The organism is Streptomyces sp. NPDC087263 (assembly GCF_044744645.1).
GTDB lineage: Bacteria > Actinomycetota > Actinomycetes > Streptomycetales > Streptomycetaceae > Streptomyces.
The window spans coordinates 625,622-648,817 of record NZ_JBIUYT010000002.1 but is presented as its reverse complement, the minus strand read 5'-3'; the positions used below and the strand labels follow the sequence as shown (position 1 = coordinate 648,817).

The following is a 23,196-nucleotide window of genomic DNA, read 5'->3' as shown; positions in this document are numbered from 1 at the left end:
GCGGGGGGTACCCCGGTGGGATGCAACGCCTGCCGCATTAGTACGACTGCGGGTGCCCCCTGTGGACAACCCGGCTCACCCGTCCCCGGCGACCTGGCAGCATGGCGGGGTGACAGCAGCAACGCACTCCACACTCTTCCCGCAGGTTCCGGACACGGCCGACGCGGTGCTCGACGGGCTCGACCCCGAGCAACGCGAGGTCGCCACCGCCCTGCACGGACCGGTGTGCGTGCTGGCGGGCGCCGGCACGGGCAAGACACGGGCCATCACCCACCGCATCGCCTACGGGGTGCGCGCGGGGATCCTCCAGCCCTCCACCGTGCTGGCCGTCACCTTCACCAACCGTGCCGCGGGTGAGATGCGCGGCCGCCTCAGGCAGCTCGGCGCGGGCGGCGTCCAGGCCCGGACGTTCCACTCGGCCGCGCTGCGCCAGCTCCAGTACTTCTGGCCGAAAGCGGTCGGCGGCAGCCTGCCCCGGCTTGTCGATCGCAAGATCCAGCTGGTCGCCGATGCGGCGGCCGCCTGCCGCATCCGCCTCGACCGGGGCGAACTGCGGGACGTCACCGCCGAGATCGAGTGGTCCAAGGTCACCCAGACCATCCCCGCCGACTACGCGGCCGCCGCCGCCAAGGCCGGCCGCGAAGCCCCCCGCAACCCGGCCGAGATCGCCCAGCTCTACGGGACCTACGAAGACCTCAAGCGCGATCGCGGGGTCATCGACTTCGAAGACGTCCTGCTGCTCACGGTCGCCGTCCTTCAGGACCGCCACGACATCGCGGAGCAGGTCCGCGCCCAGTACCAGCACTTCGTGGTCGACGAGTACCAGGACGTCAGCCCCCTCCAGCAGCGTCTGCTGGACCTGTGGCTCGGCGAGCGCGACAGCCTCTGTGTCGTCGGCGACGCCAGCCAGACGATCTATTCGTTCACCGGTGCAACTCCTGACCACCTTCTCGACTTCCGCACCCGCCACCCCGGAGCCACCGTCGTCAAGCTCGTCCGTGACTACCGCTCCTCGCCCCAGGTGGTCCACCTCGCCAACGGCCTGCTCGCCCAGGCCCGCGGCCGGGCCGCCGAGCACCGCCTGGAACTGATCTCCCAGCGGTCCCCTGGCCCCGAACCCGTCTACGCCGAGTACCCGGACGAGCCCGCCGAGGCCGAGGGCGCGGCCCGCCGCATCCGCGACCTCATCGCATCCGGCGTCCCGGCGGGCGAGATCGCGATTCTCTTCCGTACGAACTCGCAGTCCGAGCTCTACGAACAGGCACTCGCCGACGCCGGTGTGCCCTACCAGCTGCGGGGCGCCGAGCGGTTCTTCGACCGCCCCGAAGTGCGCAGGGCGGGCACCGCCCTGCGCGCCGCGGCCCGGTTCGGAGGCAACGACTCGCTCCTCGACGATGTCATCGACCTGCCCTCGCAGGTCCGCGCGGTGCTTTCGGGCGAAGGATGGACCAACCAGCCCCCTGCCGGCTCCGGTGCTGTCAGAGAGCGCTGGGAATCGCTGGCCGCCCTCGTCCATCTTGCCCACGACTTCGCCGCGGCCAAGGAGGGCGCCACTCTCGGAGACCTGGTGGCAGAGCTCGACGAGCGCGCGAGTGCCCAGCACGCCCCGACCGTCCAGGGCGTCACCCTCGCCTCCCTCCACTCCGCCAAGGGACTGGAGTGGGACGTTGTCTTCCTGGTCGCGGTCGCCGAGGGCATGATGCCGATCACCTACGCAAAGACCGACGAGCAGATCGAGGAGGAACGCCGCCTCCTCTACGTCGGCGTAACCCGCGCCAGAGAGCACCTCTGTGTCTCCTGGGCGCTGTCCCGCTCACCCGGCGGCAGACCCAACCGACGGCCCAGCCGCTTCCTCGACGGGCTGCGCCCCGGCTCGGTCACCACGGCGGGCCGAAGCGGTGGCGGGGGCCCGGGAGGTATCGAGCGAGGTATCGGGAGCAGCGGCGGCACAGTCGTGCGGCGGTCGGTCCGGACCCCTGCCCGCTGCCGGGTCTGCGGCCGCACTCTGACAGACGCCGGTGAGATGAAACTGATGCGCTGCGAGGACTGTCCCTCCGACATGGACGAGGGTCTCTATGAGCGGTTGCGGGAGTGGCGGGCGGTGCAGGCGCAGCGCAGTGGGCAGCCCGCGTTCTGTGTCTTCACCGACAAGACGCTGATGGCCATCGCCGAGACCGTGCCCGACGACGCGGGCGAGCTGGCTCGGATCCCTGGCGTCGGAGTCCGCAAGCTGAACCGCTTCGGCACCGATGTTCTGGCCATCTGTGCAGGTCAAGATGTTGAAGAGGGCGATGAAGGCGACTGATACGAACTCGTCGAAAAAATAGTTTGCGCATGCCCCAGCAATCCCCATAGGTTCTTAACACGGAACGGCGGCCTTCTCCGAGGCCCTGGTTTCGTGCTGTACTTAATAACCGTCGGACTGGCTCACCCCGGTCCCCCTAGACGCCGAGAGGAGGCGATTCCAGTGATCAGCATCACCACGAGCTTCATCAGCACCGTCAAATTGACCGATCTCTCGGTCGCCTCCACGTGCCTGCTCGGCGCCTCGAACCTGGGCACCGGTCTGACCGGCAATCCTGCCGTCCGTCCGGCGTCCTCCGTGTCTCTCTCGGGTCTTCCCATCCGGGAGCGCAATGAGCGACCGATCCAGGCACTGGAATCAGCAGTAGTGGCAGAGGCGCGTGCCTATGCCTTTGCAGCAGCCGGTGCCGGATCCCTGAAGCAGACGAAGCAGCACCACACGATGTGGGCCTTCCGTGGGCCTGAACCCTGGAGTGATCCAGCCTGATTCTCGATCAGGCCGGCGCCTTCAGGGCCGCGGAACCCCACCCGGGATCCGCGGCCCTTCTGTTTGTCCCCGACCGGGGACGGCGGAGCGAAGGGGCCTCGGGACAAGAAAAGAACCCGGTACCAGCCGCCAACCGGCCAACCGGCCGGCACGACCAGACGAGGAAGACGAACCGTGCAACTCGAAGCGCACGCCCCGTCCGTACCGCCTTCCGAAACGATCTCCCCGCCCGGCCTCACGGAGGACTCCACCTTGATCCCGCTCACTGCGCTCACCGCGCTCGACGACGCCATCGAGAACCTCGGCGTACCCGTCCCCTGCCGTTCCTACGACCCGGAGGTCTTCTTCGCCGAGTCGCCGGCCGATGTCGAGTACGCCAAGTCCCTCTGCCGTACCTGCCCGCTGGTCGAGGCCTGCCTCGCCGGTGCCAAGGAGCGGCGTGAGCCTTGGGGCGTCTGGGGTGGCGAGCTCTTCGTCCAGGGTGTTGTCGTGGCCCGGAAGCGGCCGCGTGGCCGCCCCCGCAAGAACCCGGTCGCGGCATGAACATCCGAGGAACGATCGACCGCCCCCTGACGAACGACCCCAAGAAGCAGGCCCCGATGAAGCCGTCCACCAGCGAACCCGCCGGTTCTGCGATCCCAGACTTCACCACCACCGACGCGAAGGACTCGCGTCAGAACAGGACCCGAGAGATGCAACTCATTCCAGAAGCCCTGGCTCGTGCGCATATGCACGAGCGACTGCAGGAGGCTGAGCGGGAACGCCGGGCCATGCGCCTGGCGACCGCACGCCGGATGCAGCGTCGTGCCGAGCGCGCCTCGATGCGTGCCCGGCGTGCGCTGGCCATGGCGGTCATGCAGTAGCCGACAGCAGTCGCGGGCACAGCAGCAGAAAGTAACTCCTCGCGGGGGTCGGTCCGTCCGGACCGGCCCCCGCAGTGCGTCCGCCCCGCAGTGCGTCCGCCCCCGCGGTGCGTTGCGTCCGGCGAACCGTCGATCACGGCGATATCGTCGCCGGGTGACGAGTCTTCCCGGGGACAGTGACAGCACCGGCTCAGCGCGGCGGCCAGACGTTGCCGAGGCCGAGCACATCGTGTGCGCTCGCTGCGGCACTCCGGCCGACGGCCCCCGGCCGACGTGGACCTGTTCTGTGGAGAACGGCAGCCGTCACTATTTTTGTGACAGCTGCGCTCGTACGCATCTGAGGGCGATCGAGGGGCGGCTGGACTCCGCGTGGTGGTGAACCGCGCCTCGTCAGGCTTCGGCGGCCTGCTCCCTCTCGTCCAACTCCTCCTCCGGCAGGAAACCGGGCAGCCACTCCTCCAGTTCATCGCGTAGACGGACCGTCGCGCCCAGTTGGCACAGGACACCGATGGTGCTGAGGGTCACGCGGTGTATCAGGAGATACGACGGAGGCAGGTTGAGTCGCTTGCCCAGCTGGTGCGCGGGGGAGCGGGGGTCGCCCACGCGAGCGGCCTGGCTGCGCATCCAGCCTCGGGTGAAGGTGAACTCGTCCGCCTGGGCCGGTTCGATGATCGGCAGGAGATAGTCCAGGACCGCGTCGGGTTCGAGCTCGATGGACTCCTTGACGAAGCCTTCCTCGCAGAGCAGTTCGTAGACCGCCTCGGCCTCGCCGTCGAGGGTCATACGGAGGGACGCGCCGATCGTTGCGGGCAGGCCGCCGGGGAGGCGGTCCACCGTGCCGAAGTCCAGGACACCCAGACGCCAGCCACTCTTCTCGTCGGGCAGGAGGCGGAAGTTACCCGGGTGCGGATCGGCGTGCAGCAGTCCGGTGCGGGCCGGGCCAGAGAAGAGGAAGCGGGCCAGTAGCTGGCCGGCGCGGTCCCGCTGCTCCTGCGTGCCGTTGGCGATCACCTCCGACATGGGAATGCCGTCGATCCATTCGGTCACCAGAATCTGGTCGCACTGGTGGACCACCGCCGGTACCAGGACATCCGGGTCGCCCGCGAACTCGGCCGCATGGGTCTCCTGGGCCTGCGCCTCCAGTGCGTAGTCGAGCTCCTCGGACACCCGGTCGCGCAGCTCCGCGATGAGCGGCTTGATGTCCATTCCCGGGATCAGAGGACCCAGGAGCCTGGCGAACCGGCTGAGCTGAGTCAGATCGGACAGCAGGGCCTCGCCCGCTCCGGGGTACTGCACCTTCACCGCGACCTCTCGTCCGTCATGCCACACCGCGTGATGCACCTGGCCGATGGAGGCCGCCGCGGACGGCTTGTCCTCGAACTCGAGGAACAGCTCGGACCACTCCTTACCGAGCCTTTCCTCCAGCACGGAGTGCACGGTGCGTGTCGGCATCGGAGGCGCCGCCTCCTGGAGCTTCGTCAGCGCCGCGCGATAGGGTCCCGCGACCTCTTCGGGCAGCGCCGACTCGAAGACGGACAGTGCCTGCCCGAACTTCATCGCGCCGCCCTTGAGCTCACCGAGCACCTTGAACAACTGCTCGGCTGTGCGCTGCTGCAACTCGCGGCCGACGATCTCTGCCGACTTCCCACCGATCCGTTTGCCGAGCCCCCAGGTGGCCCGCCCCGCGAAGCCCAATGGCAGCGCGGCGAGTTTGGCCGTACGGGTGACTGCCTTCCGAGGAAGATCAGACATGCGCCCTCCAGTTAGCCGGACAGCCGAGCCGCGTACGGCTGTTCCTCCGCCATTGTCTCGTGCGGCTCCCCGACTTCCGAGGCGCGCTCCCCCTTATTACCTTTCTCCGCTGCGCCGCACAGGCATGCGGGATGCGGCCAGACCGGCCTCGCGTGCCAGTCGAACCCCGGAACAGACGCCTCCCAGCGTGCCCCGGCACTGGAAGGCAGCTCCCCGTCGAGGTAGGCAAGCGCATGGCCCGCGGCCATTCCGGCTACCCCGGCCGCCAGCGCGAGGTCGCACGCCGGGACCTGGCGCTGTTGGCCGGAGCGCCACTGCGCGACCAGGCGTGGCCAGGTCGGATCACGGTCGGCGCGCCCCTGGTCGAGACAGCCCGAGCAACCGGTGTCGCCAGGCAGCACCAGGGGGCCGACCACCCCCGTGCCCTCCACGACGCCCGCGTACAGATGTGGTGTTCCCGAGGTGATCAACGGCTCGGCGGCCATCGGGTCGGGCGCGTGGACGGCGAGGCCGTCTCGCGGCGTGAGGATCACCAGCGACAGTCCGAGTTTCTCCGCGTCCGGGGTTGTCCGCGGCGGACGCGCCGATGCCGCTCGGCGTACCGCCCGCCGGGCGGCTTCCTCCCGGCGTTCACCGATGGACTCGGCGGGCAGTCCGCCCGGTGCGACGTCCCACGGTTCGACGCAGCCGCTGTCGCGGACATCGACCTCGCCCACGCCCGCGCCGACGAGCAGCGAGGCCAGGAGCACTCCCACCCGGCCTGCACCCCGCACCTGTACGCGCAGTGAGCGGCGGGCGGCCAGCCGTTTCATGCCTTCGCCCGGCTCGGGGGTGACGAGGGAGAGAGACGCGAGGTCGGGGCGCAGCCGGTCGAGGACCGCTTTCTTCTTACGCAAGGTGTCTGCGGCCGGGCCGCCTCCGGTGGCGTCGTCCAGCAGGCCGGACCGGGCGAGCCGGTCCAGCAGCTCGTCGACATGCCCGTCGGGAAACCCCATTCTGCGCCCTTCCTCGCGGAGGAGCGGCAGACCGCGTGTCCCGTTGAGGAGATCGAGGAAACTGCCTGTCGCCGTGTCGACCGGGCCAAGGATTATCGCGTGCGCGGGCGCCATTCCGAACTGAACGGTGTTGAGATCTCGCCAGCCGCGCCGCAGCGCGGGCTTCACGATCGGATGCATGACCTACCCCCGTACTCCGTGGATCTTCCCCGTGTGTCGGCCGGTGTGGGTCCCGCTTCGCCGACCGAATGCCAGCATGCCCTTCGCGGTCCGAGGGTGCCGAAAGTTATCCACAGGCAGCGGTATACGTCGTACAAATCGAGCGCACAGGGTGCGGATCGGCATCGAACCGTCTCGGGGACGGGACTTCCCCCATGTGCAGCGGGTAACGTCGAGGCGTGCCCGCCGACCCACTGCACCGCGCCGGAAACCCACAGCGCAGTACGACGAGCCCGCCGCCAAGCGGCTCGGGGGCGAGCGCGATCGAGGTCCGCAGGAGCGCGCGAAGGCGCAGAACGGTCTCCGCGTACCGCGAGGGCGATCGCACCATTGTGCTCATCCCCGCCCGGATGTCCGAGGCGGAAGAACAGCGCTGGGTGACCGTCATGCTCGACAAACTGGCCGCCCAGGAGAAGAAGAGGGTGCCCTGTGATGCCGAGCTGAGCGAGCGCGCCGCGCGTCTATCAGGTCAGTACTTCGATGGCAGGGCGCGCCCCACCTCGGTTCGCTGGGTCACCAACCAGAACACGCGCTGGGGCTCATGCACACCGGCCGAGGGCAGTATCCGTCTGTCGCACCGGTTGCAGGGCATGCCCGAGTACGTCGTCGACTACGTACTCGTCCATGAACTCGCGCATCTGCTCGTGCCCGGCCATGGGCCCCGCTTCTGGCGGCTCCTGGAGGCATATCCGCGTACGGAGCGTGCGCGCGGCTACCTCGAAGGGGTGGTTGCCGCCGATCGGCTGCCCCACCCGCCCGCCACACGCGAGGATTGAGGGCCGGTCCACCCGCGTCCAAGCCGGCCCGTCCGCACCGAAGGGGCTGTTGTGTACCGGGTCTGTACCGGCTCCCTCCACTGTCAGAGTTTGCCGTTAGCCTGACGCGACGCACTTGCATTCGGGATGGGGGACGGTCGTTACGCATGGCCAGGGAATTCCAACGCGGCCACAAGGCCAAGATCAGTGATCTCACCGCGGGCACCGATCTGTACGTAGGCGTGCAGATCGCCGGGCCCGGGCTGACCTTCGACATCAGTTGCTTCGGTCTGGACGCCGACGAACGGCTTTCGGACGATCAGTTCTTCGTCTTCTTCAACCAGCCGAAGTCCCCTGAGGAGTCCATTCAGCTTCTCGGCGCCCAGGCGGGTGACACCGAGTCCTTCCGTGTCACGCTCGACCGGATCCCGGCGAAGATCCAGAAACTGTCGTTCACCGCGACCCTCGACGGCGCCGGGCAGATGTCCCAGATCGCCCCCGGATATCTCCGTATCGTCGCGGGCGGCGAGGAGGTGGCCCGGTACCCGTTCAGCGGCGCGGAGTTCTCCACGGAACGTGCCGTGATGCTGGGCGACTTCTACCTGAAGGACGTCTGGCGGTTCGCCGCCGTGGGACAGGGCTTCGACGGCGGGCTCGACGCGCTGCTGAAGAACTTCGGTGGCGAGGTCGCCGAGGAGGAGCCCGCCGTGCAGCCGCCGCAGGCCGCCGTTACACCGTCCTTCGCGCCGCCGGCACAGGCCACCGCGCCCCCCGCGTTCGGCGCGCCGAACGCACCGGCACCGGTGCCGCACCCCGCCGCGCAGGGCTTCGCGCCGCCTCCGGGAACCACACCGCCGCCCGCCCCGGCGCCCGCGCCTTCGGTGCACGGCGCCCCGACCATCGTCGCGCCGCTGCACACTCCGCCGGGTGGAAGCGTGCCGCCGCCGGGCCCCGCACCGTACGTGCAGCCTCCAGGACAGCCCGGTCCGCCGCCGGGCTACGGCCGGCAGTCTCCCGGCCAGACGGCTCCACCGCCGCCCGGCTATGGCCAGCAGGCCCCGCCCGCACCCCCGGGCTATGGCCAGCAGGCCCCGCCCACGCCCCCCGGCTACGGTCAGCAGGCTCCCACCGCACCTCCCGGTTACGGTCAGCAGCCGCCGTACGGCCAGGCCCCCGGGCAGATTCCCGGGCAGCCGGGTGCGCCCTCCCCGTATGGGGTTCCCCAGGGAGCCCCACAGGGTGGTGCCGGTGTGTCCGCCGCGTTGCAGGCCTTCAAGGAGACGCCCACCGGGCAGCGCTGGACCCAGCAGAACAAGAAGCTGGTCCGCGTCGACCTGGGCGCGGGCGGCGATCAGGCAGTCCTGGCGCGCCAGGGCAGCATGGTGCTCTACCAGGGCAAGGTCGACTTCAGCTACAAGGGCGCCGGCTTCGCCGGGCGGATCGTGGGCAACGCGACCGGCCAGGAGATGCAGCTGATGCGCTGCTCGGGTCGCGGCCAGGTGTTTCTCGCCGAGAACGGCTCCCATGTGCACCCCATCGAACTCCAGGGCGACGGAATCTGCGTGTCCGCCGAGAGCGTCCTCGCCTTCGACGAGACGCTTCAGTACGAGGTCCGCAGGATCGAGGGGCACGGCATCCCCGGGGGTGCGCTGTTCACGATGCAGTTCCAGGGGACCGGCACGATCGTCGTGAAGACCCACGGAGCACCCGTCGTCCTGCCCGTCACGCCCACGACCTTCGCCGACTGCAACGCGGTCGTCGCCTGGTCCGCGGCCTCCCAGGTGATCGTCTCCAGCCAGGTCCGGATGCGCCGGAACGCCTACCCGGGCGACACCGGAGAGAGCGTGAACCTGCAGTTCCGCGGCGCGCCCGGCAATTTCATCGTCGTCCAGCCGTACGAGGTCTGAGGGAGCCCGTCATGAATCAGCCACTCTCGGGCTTCGCCCCGGCACCCGTCACCGCCCGCATGGAGAACCACGGCAACCACATGCTGAAGGTCGCCATGCAGACCGGAAACGACCTCCTCGCGCGCGTGGGGTCGATGGTCGCCTACGAAGGGTTCGTCCAGTACGAGCCCAACCCGCCCGCCGTACGTCAGATCGCCCGCGACTGGGCCACCGGCGAGGGCGCGCCGTTGATGAAGGCCTCCGGTGACGGCCTGCTCTACCTCGCCGACTACGGGGCGAACGTCGTCGTCATCAACCTCAACGGGGACGCGATCTCCGTCAACGCGACGAACCTGCTCGCCTTCGACGCCCACCTCACGTGGGGCGTCGAGCGCGTCAAGGGGCTCGCCAAGTTCGCCGGTCAGGGCCTGTGGAACACGAAGATCTCCGGGCAGGGCTGGGTCGCGCTGACCTCCCGGGGCAAGCCGATCGTCGTCGACTGCGGCGGCGGTGAGGACGAGACGTACGTCGACCCGGACGCGCTCGTCGCCTGGTCCCCGAACCTCAAGGTGAAGGGCAAGCGCAGCTTCAAGGCGCAGTCGCTGATCGGACGCGGCAGCGGCGAGGCCTTCCAGATGGCGTTCTCCGGGCAGGGCATCGTCGTCGTCCAGCCGAGCGAGGACAGCACCGACCGTCTCCGAGTCCGGGGCTGAGGGGGAGCAGGACACCATGCAGAGCCCGCTTTTCGGCTACAACGAACAGCAGACCCAGGAGCGCTACAGCCTGCAGAACTCGCAGATGCTGCGCGTCGTCCTGGAGGGTCACGACGACATCCTCGCGCGCAAGGGCACCATGGTCGCGTACCAGGGACTCGTCGAGTTCGACGCCGAGTACCAGAACAGCGGCCAGCAGCGGTCGCGCGCGTTCACCGGCGAGGGCCTCGACCTGATGCGCTGCCACGGGCAGGGGACCGTCTATCTGGCGAACCTCGCCCAGCACGTGCACGTGGTCGACGTGGACCAGGACGGTCTCACCGTCGACAGCAGCTACGTACTGGCGATGGACTCCTCGCTGCACCACGAGGTCATCGCCGTGGACAGCCAGTACGGCATCTCCGGCTCCGGCAAGTACCAGCTCAACATCACGGGTCGCGGCAAGGTCGCGCTGATGACCTCAGGGATGCCGCTGCTGATGCAGGTCACGCCCGACAAGTACGTCAACTGCGACGCCGACGCGATCGTGGCGTGGTCCACGGGCCTGCGGGTACAGATGCAGGCCCAGACGCACTCCTCCGGAGTGTGGCGGCGCCGTGGCAGCACGGGTGAGGGCTGGGAGCTCAGCTTCCTGGGACAGGGCTACGCGCTCGTCCAGCCCAGCGAGCTGCTGCCGCCGCAGAACGCCGTGATCGGCCAGGGGGTGCGCGCCCAGTACGGCATGGGGCAGCAGGGCGCGCACGCACAGAACCAGGGGAACGCCTGGAGCTGAGCGTCAACGAAGCATGGGTAAGGGGCGGCCGCCATAGCGGTCGCCCCTTACCCGTTCACAGTCGCGCGCGGGTCGCTTCCAGGAGTCGTACGACCGACTCGTCGGCCACGCCCGCGACCTCCTCGTACGCGAACCAGCGCAGGTCCAGCGACTCGTCGCTGATCTCCTGCACGGCTCCGGGTGCGGCCACCGCCGCGTACTGGACGTCGAAATGGCAGTGGCACGGCGGCGGGATCGGATGCCGGTCCAGCCGCACCGGACCGCCGGGGAGCAGTTCGAGAGCCGCGATGCCTGACTCCTCCGTCGCCTCACGCAGAGCCGCGGCCTCCAGCGTGGCGTCCTGCGGCTCGCAGTGACCACCCATCTGGAGCCACATGCGCAGCTTCTTGTGGAGGGTCAGCAGTACGCGGTCGTGCTCGGGGTCGATCACGAGGGCGCTCGCCGTGATGTGACCGGCGGTGCAGGCCTTCCACATGCCGTTCGGATGCGCCGCCAGATGGTCCAGGTACGCCTGGCGCAGCTCTTCCTGGTCCTCGTAGCTTTTGAGTACGAGGACCGCGTCGTCGTACAGGCTCACTCGGCGTCGTCGCCCTTGTCGTCGTCCTTCTTCAGGTTCGGCTTCTCGCCGGAGCCGGAGCCGGAGCCGTCCGCCGCCTCGCCGAGCATCTTGTCGATCTCGGAGAAGTCCAGCTGCTCGCGGTGCACGAAGCCGTCCGGGTCGTCCAGGTCGGAGGCGGTGGGAAGCATGTCCGGGTGGGCCCACAGACCGTCACGCCCGTCGACACCGCGCGCGTCGGTGAGCGAGGCCCACAGGCGCGAGGCGTCCCGCAGACGGCGCGGGCGCAGCTCCAGGCCGATCAGCGTGGCGAAGGTCTGCTCGGCGGGACCGCCCGAGGCGCGACGGCGGCGCAGCGTCTCCCGCAGCGCGTCGGCGGACGTCAGACGCGGCTTGGCGGCCGCGTGCACAACCGCGTCCACCCAGCCCTCGACGAGCGCGAGAGCCGTCTCCAGGCGGGCCAGCGCGGCTTTCTGCTCCGGAGTGTCCTCCGGCTGGAACATGCCCTGCTGAAGCGCGTTCTGCAGCTCTTCCGGGTTCTGCGGGTCGAACTGGCCGACCACGTCCTCCAGCTTGGCCGTGTCGACCTTGATCCCGCGCGCGTAGCCCTCGACAGCGCCGAACAGGTGCGAGCGCAGCCACGGCACGTGCGCGAAGAGGCGCTGGTGGGCGGCCTCGCGCAGGGCGAGATAGAGCCGCACCTCGTCCTGGGGGATGCCCAGGTCCTTGCCGAACGACTCGATGTTCAGAGGCAGCAGAGCGGCCTTGCCGGCCGGGCCGAGCGGCAGACCGATGTCACTCGAACCGACGACCTCGCCTGCGAGCACGCCCACGGCCTGCCCGATCTGCGTACCGAACATGGCGCCGCCCATGGAGCGCATCATGCCGATGAGCGGGCCCGCCATGGCCTGCATCTCCTCCGGCAGGACTTCGCCCATGGCCGCGCCGACGCGCTCGGCGACCGGGTCGACGAGCTCCTTCCACACCGGCAGGGTCGCCTCGACCCACTCCGCGCGGCTCCAGGCCACGGCGGAGCCGGCGCCGGACGGCAGGGAGGTCGCGTCGTCCAGCCACAGGTCGGCCAGGCGCACGGCCTCTTCGATCGCGGTGCGCTCGGCGGGGCCGACGCTCGCGTCCTTGGTGCCGTCAGAGGTGCCCTGGGAGACCGTCTGGCGGGCGATCTGCTTGGCCATGTCCCAGTTCACCGGACCGCCCTCGTACGAGAGCATCTGGCCCAGCTGCTGGAAGGCGGCGCCCAGGTCATTGGGGTTCATGGAACCGAACATGGCTGCGAGCGGATTGTCGGCGCCGGGGCCGCCGGCTCCGGGGAATCCCCCGAAACCGAGCGGGTTGGCCGGTCCCTGACCACCGCCGCTCTCCTGGTCCTTCTTCTTGCCCTCGTCGCCGTTCTCCGGCTCCTCCGGCGGAAGGCCGAATCCGAATGGGGTGTCACTCACGGGATTCCTCGGCTGGTAAGGCCGCCGGTTCGTTCCCCGACGGCGGCTTGCCCGACAACACCACCCAGCGTAGACACCTCAGCCCGATCAGGCCTCGGTGCTTCGCCGACTCTCCGCCTGCGGCAGGATGGATGCCACCTGGTACGCACGCGTCACGCGCGTCCGTTACTGAAGACAACCGCTGGAGACGCCCGGTGAGTTCCCCAGATCCGCAGGTTCGCGCAGCGCGAAACCACTCAACCAGCCCGGCAGCGCGCGGGCCCGTCGTCGCGGTCACCGGCGCCGCGTCCGGCGTGGGTGCGCTGCTCACCGAGCGGCTCGCCGCCAGCGAGGGGATCAAACAGGTCATCGCCATCGACGAGCGGCGCGGCGAGTGCGCGGCCGCTCAGTGGCACATCCTGGACGTCCGCGACCCGGTGATCGCCGAGAAGCTGCGCGGAGCGGATGTCGTCGTGCACCTCGCGCTCGATCTCGATCTGGAGTCGGACGCGGCGGCACGGACGGCGTACAACGTACGGGGGACGCAGACCGTGCTCACGGCTGCCGCCGCGGCCGGGGTGCACCGGGTGGTGCTGTGCACCTCCGCGATGGTCTACGGGGCGCTGCCCGACAACGAACTGCCCCTCTCCGAAGACGCCGAACTGCGGGCGACCGCCGAGGCCACAGGGGTGGGTGACCTGCTGGAGATCGAGCGGCTCGCGCGACGGGCGCCGCGCGCGCATCCGGGACTTAATGTCACCGTCGTCCGCCCCGCTGTGCTGGTCGGCGGCACCGATACGGCTCTGACCAGGTATTTCGAGTCGCCGCGGCTGCTTGTGGTGACGGGGTCGCGGCCCGCGTGGCAGTTCTGTCACGTCGAGGACCTGTGCAGTGCTCTGGAGTACGCCGTCGTGGAGAAGGTGGAGGGGGAACTGGCCGTCGGGTGCGACGGGTGGCTGGAGCAGGAGGAGGTCGAGGAGCTCAGCGGGATCCGGCGGATGGAGCTGCCGTCGGCGGTCGCTCTTGGCGCGGCGGCTCGGCTGCACCGGATCGGGCTCACTCCCTCGCCTGCCGGTGATCTTGCCTACACGATGTATCCCTGGGTCGTGAGCGGGAGTCGGCTGCATGACGCCGGGTGGCGGCCTCGGTGGACCAATGAGGAGGTCCTTGCGGAACTGCTGGAGGAGGTCGCCGGGCGGCACACTGTGGTGGGGCGGCGGCTTGGGCGCAAGGATGCGACTGCGGCTGGGGCCGCGGGGGCCACGGTGGCGTTGTTGGGGGCGGCTGCGGTGGTGCGGCGGGCGAGGAAGGCTCGGCGGCGGATCTGAGTTCCGGGCTTGGGTGCACCCGCGCGCGTGTTCATGGCCCCCTCCGGCTCTGCCGGCGTAGAGGCGGGTTTCCGCCCCCTCCGCCCCCTCCCGTCCCTTCCCGTCCCGTTCCTGGGGGCTGCCGCCCCCAGACCCCCGCTTCGGCCTGGACGGCCTCGTCCTCAAGCGCCGGACGGGCTGAAGGCTGTGCCTCGTCCTCAGGCGCCGGACGACCTGGATTCTCGGAGGCTCCTCCGAAGGGATATGCCCTGTGCCGGGTGATGACGGTATTCCTAGGTGTCCGTGGGGTGCGGCACGATGGGCGTATGGCACCTACCTATGAGCATCCCGGTGAGCAGGGCGCGCAGGATCCTATTCGGCTGCTTGCGATTCGCGAGGAGGCGTTGTCGCTCGACGAAGTTTTCCGGGCTGTGGGGGACGACGCCGCCGGGGGGACCGCGTTGTTCGTGGGGACGGTGCGGAATCATGACGGGGGAGCCGACGTCGATGAGCTGGGGTATTCGTGTCACCCCAGTGCGGAGGCCGAGATGCGGCGGGTCGCCGAGAAGGTGATCGCCGAGTACCCGGTGCGGGCGCTCGCCGCCGTCCACCGGGTCGGGGACCTGGGCGTCGGGGATCTCGCCGTCGTCGTCGCCGTGTCGTGCCCGCACCGGGGTGAGGCGTTCGAGGCGTGCCGCAAGCTCATCGACGATCTGAAGCACGAAGTGCCGATCTGGAAGCACCAGAAGTTCTCGGACGGCACGGAGGAGTGGGTCGGGGCCTGCTGAGGGTTCACCGGAGTGGTTGGCCGAGTTCGTTCACCGACGTGTCATCCGCCCTCCGGTTGCGTAACCGACCCCCTGGCCTGAGCGTTGACACTGCTGATGGTTAATCTGCTGATCAGTCAGTTGCGGTCGCTCACGGGGTTGGGAGGTCGGCATGGCGGCGCTCGCCTGGTTGCTGATTCCGCTTTTGGCTGCGATCGGTGCCGGACTGTGGGGAAGTTGGGCCAACCGGAATCGCAAGACCGCGGGAGACGGCATCGAGCTCGACGGTTACGCACGCTTCCGCGCGGCCATGGAAAGGCCCGAGGTCGTGGCCAGGCATGAGGTCGTGGCCAGGCATGAGGTCGTGGGCAGGCATGAGGTTGTGGGCAGGCATGAGGTTGTGGAGAGGCCCGGCGTCGCCACGACGTCCGTGACAGTCGCCAAGACGTCCGTGGCCGTCGCCAAGACGCCTGTGGCCGTGGCCAAGACCTCCGTGACTGTGGCCAAGACGCCTGTGGCCGTGGCCAAGGCCTCCGGGGCCCTGGAGAAGTCCTCCTCCGACGCCGTCTGACGCTTCGGGGCTTTCCCGCCGACGGCAGGGCCCCGTACGGACGGCCCCGACGGTGCGTTGACAGTGCCGTCCCGTAATGTCGTGGCATGCCACGCCGCACCGCGACGATGCTCGCCTCCACCCTGATCCTGATCGCGCTCCTGTGCGCGGGAGTGTTCATCAAAGTGCCGTACTCGGAGATGTCGCCGGGCCCGACCGTGAACACGCTGGGCGATCACGACGGCGAGCCCGTGCTGCAGATCACCGGGCGCAAGACCTACCCGGCCACCGGGAACCTCAATATGACGACCGTCCGGGTCACCAGCGCCGACTACAACATGAACCTCGTCGAAGCGGTCTACGGCTGGCTGGCGCACGACAACAAGGTGGTTCCGCACGACACGCTCTACCCCGACGGCAAGACGGAGGAGCAGTCGACGCAGGAGAACGCCGAGGAGTTCAGCCAGTCCCAGGAGAGCGCCAAGGTCGCGGCCCTGGAGGAGCTGGACATCCCGGTGCAGTCCTGGGTGATCGTCTCCACGGTCCTCAAGGACTCCCCGGCCGAGGGCGAGCTGCACGCCGGAGACGTGATCAAGGCTGTCGACGGTACGGCGGTGAAGGCGTACGACGACGTCGCGAAGCTGGTCACCAAGCACAAGCCGGGCGAGAAGGTCGTCTTCACGATCGTGCCCGCCAAGGCTCAGGCCGCCGCCGAGAAGGAGCACAAGACGGCGACCGAGACCGAGGACATCACGCTCACCACCAAGAAGTCCGATGACGAAGGTGAATCCCGTGCCATCGTCGGCATCTCCGCCGGGACCGACCACACCTTCCCGTTCACCATCGACATCAAGCTCGCCGATGTCGGCGGACCGAGCGCGGGGCTGATGTTCGCGCTCGGAATCGTGGACAAGCTCACCCCGGGCAACCTCACCGGCGGCAAGTTCGTCGCCGGCACCGGCACCATCGACGACGCCGGCAAGGTCGGCCCGATCGGCGGCATCGAAATGAAGACGGTCGGCGCGCGGGAGAAGGGCGCCCAGTACTTCCTGACGCCCGCGGACAACTGCGCGGACGCTGCCAAGGACACCCCCAAGGGGCTCACGCTCGTCAAGGTGAACACCATCGACGACGCGATGAGCGCCCTCAAGGACATCAGCTCCGGCAAGACGGGCGACCTGACGGAGTGCAGCACCAAGTAGTCCGAGGGACTACTCCGCGAAGGTCGCCGACAGCGCCTCCGCCAGTCCCGGTACCAGGCCCGAGCCCGTGAGCACCTCCGTCGGGGCGTCCTTCTCGCGCAGGCGCAGCGCGGAGTCGCGGGTGCCGTCGCGCAGCACACCGACCGTCATACGTACCTCCTGACGGTCCGGGTGCTCGGCGACCCACCTCGTGAGCTTCTTCTCGCTGAGGCCCTCCGGGACGGAGGCCTCGGCGGACGGCGGCAGCATCAGCCGCTCCACGGTGAGCGCGCAGCCGACCACGGCGTCCGGCCAGGCGATGGTGCCGAGGAACTCGTCCAGCGGCTTGTCGGCAGGGATCTCGTCCTGCTCGATGGGGGTGAGACCGGTGGTCTCCGGCTTGTCCTGCAGGCCGAGCTGGGCCGCGAGGCCGGGTTCCTGGGTCCGCAGCCGAGCGGTGTCTACGAGGGCGAAGAGGCGAGCGGGCTGGTCCCAGCCGAGGCCGGAGGCGTACTCGTCGATCTCGAGTACGGCCCGGGTGAGCGGGCTCGCCGCCATGGGAGTGTTGGACATGGTCACAATCCTGCCTCGTTGGTACCCGAAAACGGGAACCGAGTAAAGCGTGAGTAAGTTGCATAGATGAGGCCCCACGATCACGGAGCCTGACGAATGGTCCACGATCACGGGGACCTGACGGACCAACAGCGAACTTCGAGGTGCGCACCTTGGCTTTCCAGATGCCGGACCGCGGCGGAGGCCCGACGGGGCCACGGATCAGAATGGGCCGACCGTCCCGGCGTGTCCGGACCCTGCTCATGACCCTGGGCGTGCTGGCCGCACTGGCCATGGCCTTCGTCATGTTCGCGGGGTTCTGGACGGACTGGCTCTGGTACCGCTCGGTTCATTACTCGTCCGTGTTCACGACCACGTTGTGGACGAAAATCGGGCTGTTCTTTGCCTTCGGTCTCCTCATGGCGGCCTCGGTCGGTGTGAACATCTGGCTGGCGCACCGGCTGCGCCCGCCGCTGAGTGCCATGTCGATGGAGCAGCAGAGCCTCGACCGGTACCGGATGGGGATCGCGCCGTACAAGAGGTGGTTGCTGCTCGGGATCACGTCCCTGGTGGGGCTGATCGCCGGCGCGTCCGCCTCGGGCCAGTGGCGTACGTGGCTGATGTGGGTGAACGGGGTTCCCTTCCACCAGAAGGACCCCCAGTTCGGTCTCGACATCTCCTTCTACACCTTCGACCTGCCCTGGTACCGCTTCCTGCTCGGGTTCGGCTTCGCGGCCATCGTGCTCTCGCTGATCGCAGCCGCGCTCACGCATTACTTGTACGGGGGGCTGCGCGTCACCAGCCCGGGGGCGCGTGCCACGGCCGCCGCCACCGGTCATCTCTCGGTGCTGCTGGGCCTCTTCGTCGCGCTGAAGGCGGTCGCCTACTGGCTCGACCGGTACGGACTCGCCGTGAAGTCCAGTGACTTCAAGGCGACCGACAACTGGACGGGTCTCAGGTACGTCGACGCCAACGCGTATCTCCCGGCCAAGACGATCCTGTTCTGCATCGCCGTCATCTGCGCGCTGCTGTTCTTCGCCACCCTGTGGCGGCGCACCTGGCAGCTGCCCGTCATCGGCTTCGGTCTGATGGTGCTCTCCGCGATCCTCATCGGCGGCCTGTACCCGGCGATCGTCCAGAAGTTCCAGGTCCAGCCGAACGAGCAGGCCAAGGAAGCGCCGTACGTCGAGAAGAACCTCAAGGCGACCCGGGAGGCCTACGGGATCCAGGACGCCGAGGTCACGGACTACGCGGGCACCAGCGAGACCAAGGACACGACCAAGCTGCGTGAGGACGCCGACACCACGGCGAGCGTCCGCCTGCTGGACCCGAACATCGTCTCGCCGGCGTTCCAGCAGTTGCAGCAGATGAAGAACTACTACGCTTTCCCGACCAACCTGGACGTCGACCGGTACACCGTGGACGGCACCGACCAGGACACGGTCATCGGTCTGCGCGAGCTGAACCTCGCCGGTATTCCGAAGAACAACTGGATCAACGACCACTTCCGTTACACGCACGGATACGGCGTGGTCGCTGCCAAGGGCACCACGGCGACCTCCGGTGGTCAGCCGGTCTTCACCGAGTCCGACCTGCCGTCCAAGGGCGACCTGGGCACGTACGAGCAGCGGGTCTACTACGGCGAGAAGACCACGCAGTACTCGATCGTCGGCGGTCCCCAGAAGGAGATCGACTACTCGGACGACGACGGCGAGAAGACCACCAGCTACACGGGCAAGAGCGGGGTCAACCTCTCGAACCCCGTCAACCGGGCCGCGTACGCAGTGGCGTTCAGTGAGCCGCAGATCCTCTACTCGGGCGCTATCGGTGAGGGTTCGCGGATTCTCTACAACCGCACGCCCAAGGACCGTGTCGAGGCGGTGGCCCCCTGGCTGACCATCGACGGTGACGCCTACCCGGCCGTGGTCGACGGGAAGATCCAGTGGATCGTCGACGCGTACACGACCACGAACGGCTATCCGTACGCCTCCCGCACCACCCTGGGCGACACGACGGCGGACTCGCTGACCGCGACCAACAACCAGCGTGCGGTGGTGGCCCAGCAGAACCAGGTCAACTACATCCGCAACTCGGTGAAGGCGACCGTCGACGCGTACACCGGCGAGGTCAAGCTCTACCAGTGGGACACCGAGGACCCGGTCCTGAAGACCTGGATGAAGGCGTTCCCGAACACGGTGGAGCCCAAGAGCGACATCTCGGCCGACCTGATGGCCCATCTCCGGTACCCGCAGGACCTGTTCAAGGTCCAGCGCGAGCTGCTGACCCGCTACCACGTGAAGGACGCTGACACCTTCCTCAGCGGCAGCGAGGTGTGGCAGGTGCCGGACGACCCGACGAACAAGTCGGGCGACGCGGTCCCGCCGTACTACCTGAGCATGGAGATGCCCGGCCAGACGGCGCAGGAGTTCTCGCTGACGACGACCTTGACGCCGAACGGCAGAGACAACCTGAGCGCCTTCATGTCGGTCAACGCCGAGGCGGGCACCCCTGACTACGGCAAGATCAGAATTCTGAAACTGCCGACCAGCGAACCGGTCGACGGGCCCAAACAGGTCCAGAGTCAGTTCAACTCCCAACCGACCATCGCCGAGTCCATCAGACTTTTGCAGGGCGGCGACTCGGAAGTCGAGTACGGCAACCTGCTGACGGTGCCACTCGACGGAGGGCTGCTCTATGTGGAGCCCGTCTACGTACGCGGTGGTGGACTGAAGTACCCGCTGCTGCGGAAGGTGTTGGTGAGTTACGGAGGCAGGACCGCCTTCGAGAACACCCTCGACGTAGCGCTCAACAAGGTCTTGGGGGCAGAGGGTTCGACCACCGAGCCACCACCACCGGACGAGACCACGGAGCCACCGCCGACGTCGAACAACCCGACGGTCCAAGAGGCGCTCGGCGACGCTCAGAAGGCCTTCGACCAAGGCCAGGAAGCTCTCCAGAAGGGCGACTGGGAGGCGTACGGCGTGGCTCAGAAGGATCTTGAGGACGCGCTGAAGCGGGCCGAGGAAGCGCAGGCCAAGGCCGACGAGACCAGCGGTGGCAGCGGCAGCAGTCCGAGTCCGAGCGGTAGTCCGAGCAGCAGTCCGAGCCCGGGCGGCGACTGAGTCAGGGGCCACCCCGCGCCGTGGTACGGTTGCAACACAACGGCGCGGGGTGGAGCAGCTCGGTAGCTCGCTGGGCTCATAACCCAGAGGTCGCAGGTTCAAATCCTGTCCCCGCTACTGAAAATCGAAGGCCCGGATCCTGATCAAGGATCCGGGCCTTCGACGCATGCGGCGACGCGCGAGACTTCCGTGGTGACCTGGCGACTTCCGTGAAGTGCTGCTCCAAACGGGGGTAGTTGGGAAATCCGTGTTTGACTTGTCTCTCTGTGGGCATGTCGACAAAACGCTGAAGTGACCTCACTGGCTGCGGTATACCAGGTGTACCCAGGTTGCAGGTGGTGCGACGATGGACGTTATGGGGGACAAGGCAACTCTGTTGGATACAGGGCGTTTTGTGCAGCCTTCGGATCGGGACGAAACCGGCGAGGCTGTCGAGGAGGCACGTCAACGGCTCGCCGCGGAAGCCGGCGATGTCGAGGCGATGAGTGTCCTCGGAGCGATGCTGCTGCGCCGCGGTGATCTCGACGGAGCCGAGCCTCAGCTGCGCGCTGCCACAGCCGCCGGTGACCGCGCGGCCGCCAACAACCTGGGTGTCCTCCTGCACCAGCGTGGGTACGCCGAAGACGCCGCCGGCTGGTGGCGGATCGCCGCCGTCGCGGGTTCCACGGCCGCCGCGCACGCCCTCGGCCGCTACCACCGCGAGCGCGGCGACGAGCCCGCCGCCGAGTACTGGCTGCGCCAGTCCGCCGAGCAGGGGCACGCGCTGGGCGCGTACGCGCTCGCGGATCTGCTGGAGCACCGCGCCGACGTGGGCGCGGAGCAGTGGATGCGGGCCGCCGCCGAGCGCGGGCACCGCGAGGCCGCGTACCGGCTGGCGCGGGCTCTTGACCGCAAGGTCGTGGACTCGGGCCGGGCCAGGGCCGACAACGGCGTCATCGGCGCCGGCGGTGAAGAGGCTGAACAGTGGTACCGGCAGGCCGCCGCACGCGGGCACCGGAGGGCTGCGCTGCATCTCGGGGCGATCCTGGAGAAGCGCGGCCAGCTCAAGGAGGCGGGGCGCTGGTATCTCACGTCCGCCAAGGACGGCGAGGCGCGGGCCGCCTGTGCGCTCGGCTTCCTGCTCCGGGACGCGGGCGACCCCGACAGCGCCGCCGTGTGGTGGCTGCGGGCCGCCCAGGACGGCGACGGGAACGCGGCCAACGCCCTGGGCGCGCTGCACGCCGAGCGCGGCGAGACGCAGACCGCCGAGCGCTGGTACCGCGCCGCGATGGACGCCGGTGATGTGAACGGGGCGTACAACCTCGGGCTGCTCTGTGCCGAGCAGGGGCGGACCGCGCAGGCCGAGCAGTGGTACCGGCGTGCCGCGTACGCGGGGCACCGCGAGGCGGCGAACGCGCTCGCCATCCTGCTGCTCCAGGTCGGCGACGCGGCCGGGGCCCAGCCGTGGTTCTCCAAGGCCGCGGAGGCCGGAAGCGTGGACGCCGCGTTCAATCTCGGGATTCTGCATGCCGGGCGGGGGACCGAGGACGACGACGAGGCGGCGCTGCGGTGGTACGAGCGGGCCGCTGCCGCCGGGCACACCGAGGCGGCGCTTCAGGTGGCCATCGCGCGGCTGCGGGAGGGCGACGAGCGGGAGGCCGAGCGGCATCTGAGGGGTGCGGCGGGCGGCGGCAGCGCGGAGGCGGCGTACCGGCTTGCCGCCGTGCTCGACGCTCGGCGGCCGCCGGTGCCCGCGCATGAGCTGGGGGAGCCCGCGCAGGAGAAGAGCGAGTGCGAGGAGTGGTACGAGCGGGCGGCGTCCCAGGGGCACCGCCGGGCGCAGGTGCGGGTCGGCATGCTGGCCGCCGCGCGGGGCGACGTGGTGGAGGCGGCGCGGTGGTACCGCGAGGCCGCGGAAGCCGGGTCGCGGAACGGTGCGTTCAATCTGGGGCTGCTGCTCGCCCGGGAGGGGAGTGAGCCGGAGGCCGCGGTGTGGTGGGAGCGGGCCGCTGACGCAGGGCACGGGCGGGCGGCGCTTCGGCTCGCGCTCGTGTATGCGCGGGGCGGGGAGCTTGCCGAGGGGCAGCGGTGGGCCGACCGGGCCGTGTCTCTCGGGCCCGCCGAGGTTTCCGAGCGGGCGGCTCGGTTGCGGGATGCGTTGCGGGAGGAGTTGTCGGCGTGAGGGTTCGGGTGATGGGGGGCGTGGATTGTCTTCGCCCCCTCCGCCCCTGGCCTTCCCGTATCTGGGGGCTCTGCCTCCAGACCCGCGGTCGCCCGAGGGATCGTCCTCGAACGCCGGACGGGCTGAAAGGGATTTGCGCTGGTCCGCAGGGGTGACGTACTGTTCAGATCAACGGCGCGGGGTGGAGCAGCTCGGTAGCTCGCTGGGCTCATAACCCAGAGGTCGCAGGTTCAAATCCTGTCCCCGCTACTCAAGACCGAAGGCCCGGAACCATTGGTTCCGGGCCTTCGGTGTGTTCGGCTTCGGGTGCGCCGGGAAGGGCGGGAAGTCGTCAGGCCGCCGCGCAGTTCGGACAGAGGCCGCGGTAGGTCACCTCGACGTCCGAAACCGTGAAGCCGAAGCGCTCCGAGTCGGGGAGATCGCTGAGCGGGTTGCCGTCCGGGTGGACGTCGCGGATCGCGCCGCACCGGGCGCAGACCAGGTGGTGGTGCGGACGGTGCGCGTTCGGGTCGTACCGCTTGGCGCGCTTGTCGGTCGCCACTTCCAGCACCTCGCCGAGTGAGACCAGCTCGCCCAGCGTGTTGTAGACGGTCGCCCGGGAGATCTCGGGCAGCTTGGCGACGGCGCGGGCGTGTACCTCGTCGGCCGTCAGGTGGACGTGATCGCCGTCGAGGACTTCGGCCACGACACGCCGCTGCGAGGTCATCCGCCATCCGCGTCCGCGCAGTCGTTCCAACAGGTCACTCATAGGAGCCAGCCTAACAGTAAGAGGAACAGATCCCGAAGAGGTGTGACTTTGGAGCCTTCATTGATTTAGA

The 23,196-nt window shown here is 69.0% G+C and carries 20 protein-coding genes, 2 tRNA genes and 1 pseudogene; 17 read left to right on the top strand and 6 right to left on the bottom strand.

Going from position 1 to position 23,196, the window contains the following annotated elements; all coding sequences use genetic code 11:
* The first annotated feature begins 109 nt into the window (after window positions 1-109).
* The 5 genes from ACIPC1_RS08155 (at window position 110) to ACIPC1_RS08135 (ending at window position 4,033) form a co-directional block, all read left to right on the top strand.
* Window positions 110-2,305, top strand: a complete 2,196-nt coding sequence (locus ACIPC1_RS08155; protein WP_402514363.1) for an ATP-dependent DNA helicase UvrD2 — start codon at window positions 110-112, stop codon at window positions 2,303-2,305.
* A 162-nt stretch (window positions 2,306-2,467) separates the two neighbouring features.
* Complete coding sequence (locus tag ACIPC1_RS08150; RefSeq protein WP_384382672.1) at window positions 2,468-2,791, top strand: hypothetical protein; 324 nt, start codon at window positions 2,468-2,470, stop codon at window positions 2,789-2,791.
* 174 nt (window positions 2,792-2,965) lie between these two features.
* Window positions 2,966-3,334 (top strand): WhiB family transcriptional regulator, encoded by a 369-nt coding sequence (locus tag ACIPC1_RS08145; protein ID WP_266454605.1) that lies wholly within the window; start codon window positions 2,966-2,968, stop codon window positions 3,332-3,334.
* Entirely contained in the window at window positions 3,331-3,654 is a 324-nt protein-coding gene (locus ACIPC1_RS08140) for a hypothetical protein (RefSeq protein WP_384382671.1), read from the top strand. Before ACIPC1_RS08145 ends, ACIPC1_RS08140 begins: the two co-directional genes overlap by 4 nt.
* Window positions 3,655-3,808: 154 nt before the next feature.
* Window positions 3,809-4,033, top strand: a complete 225-nt coding sequence (locus tag ACIPC1_RS08135) for a hypothetical protein (protein ID WP_402514361.1) — start codon at window positions 3,809-3,811, stop codon at window positions 4,031-4,033.
* A gap of 11 nt (window positions 4,034-4,044) precedes the next feature.
* Here ACIPC1_RS08135 and ACIPC1_RS08130 read toward each other — a convergent pair whose 3' ends face one another.
* Together ACIPC1_RS08130 and ACIPC1_RS08125 are read right to left on the bottom strand one after the other, a co-directional pair.
* A complete protein-coding gene (locus tag ACIPC1_RS08130) occupies window positions 4,045-5,406 on the bottom strand; it encodes an ABC1 kinase family protein (RefSeq protein WP_402514360.1) in 1,362 nt (453 codons plus the stop codon).
* Window positions 5,399-6,581 (bottom strand): annotated as a pseudogene (locus ACIPC1_RS08125) (TOMM precursor leader peptide-binding protein). Before ACIPC1_RS08125 ends, ACIPC1_RS08130 begins: the two are co-directional and overlap by 8 nt.
* A gap of 218 nt (window positions 6,582-6,799) precedes the next feature.
* Here ACIPC1_RS08125 and ACIPC1_RS08120 point away from each other — a divergent pair.
* The 4 genes from ACIPC1_RS08120 (at window position 6,800) to ACIPC1_RS08105 (ending at window position 10,746) form a co-directional block, all read left to right on the top strand.
* Window positions 6,800-7,396 (top strand): M48 family metallopeptidase, encoded by a 597-nt coding sequence (locus tag ACIPC1_RS08120; protein ID WP_384382668.1) that lies wholly within the window; start codon window positions 6,800-6,802, stop codon window positions 7,394-7,396.
* A 146-nt stretch (window positions 7,397-7,542) separates the two neighbouring features.
* Window positions 7,543-9,282 carry a TerD family protein gene (locus tag ACIPC1_RS08115; protein WP_402514358.1) on the top strand — a complete coding sequence of 580 codons (1,740 nt, stop codon included), beginning with the start codon at window positions 7,543-7,545 and terminating at the stop codon, window positions 9,280-9,282.
* An 11-nt stretch (window positions 9,283-9,293) separates the two neighbouring features.
* Window positions 9,294-9,974, top strand: coding sequence for an AIM24 family protein (locus ACIPC1_RS08110; RefSeq protein WP_266832316.1), 681 nt, complete (start codon window positions 9,294-9,296; stop codon window positions 9,972-9,974).
* 16 nt (window positions 9,975-9,990) lie between these two features.
* Window positions 9,991-10,746, top strand: a complete 756-nt coding sequence (locus ACIPC1_RS08105) for an AIM24 family protein (protein WP_402514356.1) — start codon at window positions 9,991-9,993, stop codon at window positions 10,744-10,746.
* 55 nt (window positions 10,747-10,801) lie between these two features.
* Here ACIPC1_RS08105 and ACIPC1_RS08100 read toward each other — a convergent pair whose 3' ends face one another.
* Together ACIPC1_RS08100 and ACIPC1_RS08095 are read right to left on the bottom strand one after the other, a co-directional pair.
* Window positions 10,802-11,323 carry an NUDIX hydrolase gene (locus tag ACIPC1_RS08100; protein WP_402514354.1) on the bottom strand — a complete coding sequence of 174 codons (522 nt, stop codon included), beginning with the start codon at window positions 11,321-11,323 and terminating at the stop codon, window positions 10,802-10,804.
* On the bottom strand, window positions 11,320-12,759 hold the full coding sequence (locus ACIPC1_RS08095) for a zinc-dependent metalloprotease (protein ID WP_402514351.1): 1,440 nt from the start codon (window positions 12,757-12,759) through the stop codon (window positions 11,320-11,322). Before ACIPC1_RS08095 ends, ACIPC1_RS08100 begins: the two co-directional genes overlap by 4 nt.
* Before the next feature lie 194 nt (window positions 12,760-12,953).
* Here ACIPC1_RS08095 and ACIPC1_RS08090 point away from each other — a divergent pair, with 194 nt between their 5' ends.
* The 4 genes from ACIPC1_RS08090 to ACIPC1_RS08075 all read left to right on the top strand — a co-directional run bounded on the left by ACIPC1_RS08090 (window position 12,954) and on the right by ACIPC1_RS08075 (window position 16,564).
* On the top strand, window positions 12,954-14,066 hold the full coding sequence (locus ACIPC1_RS08090) for an SDR family oxidoreductase (RefSeq protein WP_402514350.1): 1,113 nt from the start codon (window positions 12,954-12,956) through the stop codon (window positions 14,064-14,066).
* Window positions 14,067-14,371: 305 nt separating this feature from the next.
* Window positions 14,372-14,833, top strand: a complete 462-nt coding sequence (locus ACIPC1_RS08085) for a molybdenum cofactor biosynthesis protein MoaE (protein WP_402514348.1) — start codon at window positions 14,372-14,374, stop codon at window positions 14,831-14,833.
* 151 nt (window positions 14,834-14,984) lie between these two features.
* On the top strand, window positions 14,985-15,383 hold the full coding sequence (locus ACIPC1_RS08080; protein WP_402514896.1) for a hypothetical protein: 399 nt from the start codon (window positions 14,985-14,987) through the stop codon (window positions 15,381-15,383).
* An 86-nt stretch (window positions 15,384-15,469) separates the two neighbouring features.
* Entirely contained in the window at window positions 15,470-16,564 is a 1,095-nt protein-coding gene (locus ACIPC1_RS08075; RefSeq protein WP_384382660.1) for a PDZ domain-containing protein, read from the top strand.
* A 9-nt stretch (window positions 16,565-16,573) separates the two neighbouring features.
* Here ACIPC1_RS08075 and ACIPC1_RS08070 read toward each other — a convergent pair whose 3' ends face one another.
* Window positions 16,574-17,116: a PPA1309 family protein gene (locus tag ACIPC1_RS08070; protein WP_384382659.1), complete on the bottom strand. Its 543-nt coding sequence runs from the start codon at window positions 17,114-17,116 to the stop codon at window positions 16,574-16,576.
* 164 nt (window positions 17,117-17,280) lie between these two features.
* On the opposite strand from ACIPC1_RS08070, the gene ACIPC1_RS08065 reads away from it, so the two are divergent.
* The 4 genes from ACIPC1_RS08065 (at window position 17,281) to ACIPC1_RS08050 (ending at window position 22,627) form a co-directional block, all read left to right on the top strand.
* Entirely contained in the window at window positions 17,281-20,217 is a 2,937-nt protein-coding gene (locus ACIPC1_RS08065; RefSeq protein WP_402514868.1) for a UPF0182 family protein, read from the top strand.
* A 43-nt stretch (window positions 20,218-20,260) separates the two neighbouring features.
* Window positions 20,261-20,334 (top strand) — tRNA-Met (locus ACIPC1_RS08060).
* 229 nt (window positions 20,335-20,563) lie between these two features.
* Window positions 20,564-22,378, top strand: a complete 1,815-nt coding sequence (locus tag ACIPC1_RS08055) for a tetratricopeptide repeat protein (protein WP_402514346.1) — start codon at window positions 20,564-20,566, stop codon at window positions 22,376-22,378.
* A gap of 175 nt (window positions 22,379-22,553) precedes the next feature.
* A tRNA-Met gene (locus tag ACIPC1_RS08050) sits at window positions 22,554-22,627 on the top strand.
* An 82-nt stretch (window positions 22,628-22,709) separates the two neighbouring features.
* On the opposite strand, the gene ACIPC1_RS08045 is transcribed toward ACIPC1_RS08050, so the two are convergent.
* Complete coding sequence (locus ACIPC1_RS08045; RefSeq protein WP_384382657.1) at window positions 22,710-23,126, bottom strand: Fur family transcriptional regulator; 417 nt, start codon at window positions 23,124-23,126, stop codon at window positions 22,710-22,712.
* Between the last annotated feature and the right edge of the window lie 70 nt (window positions 23,127-23,196).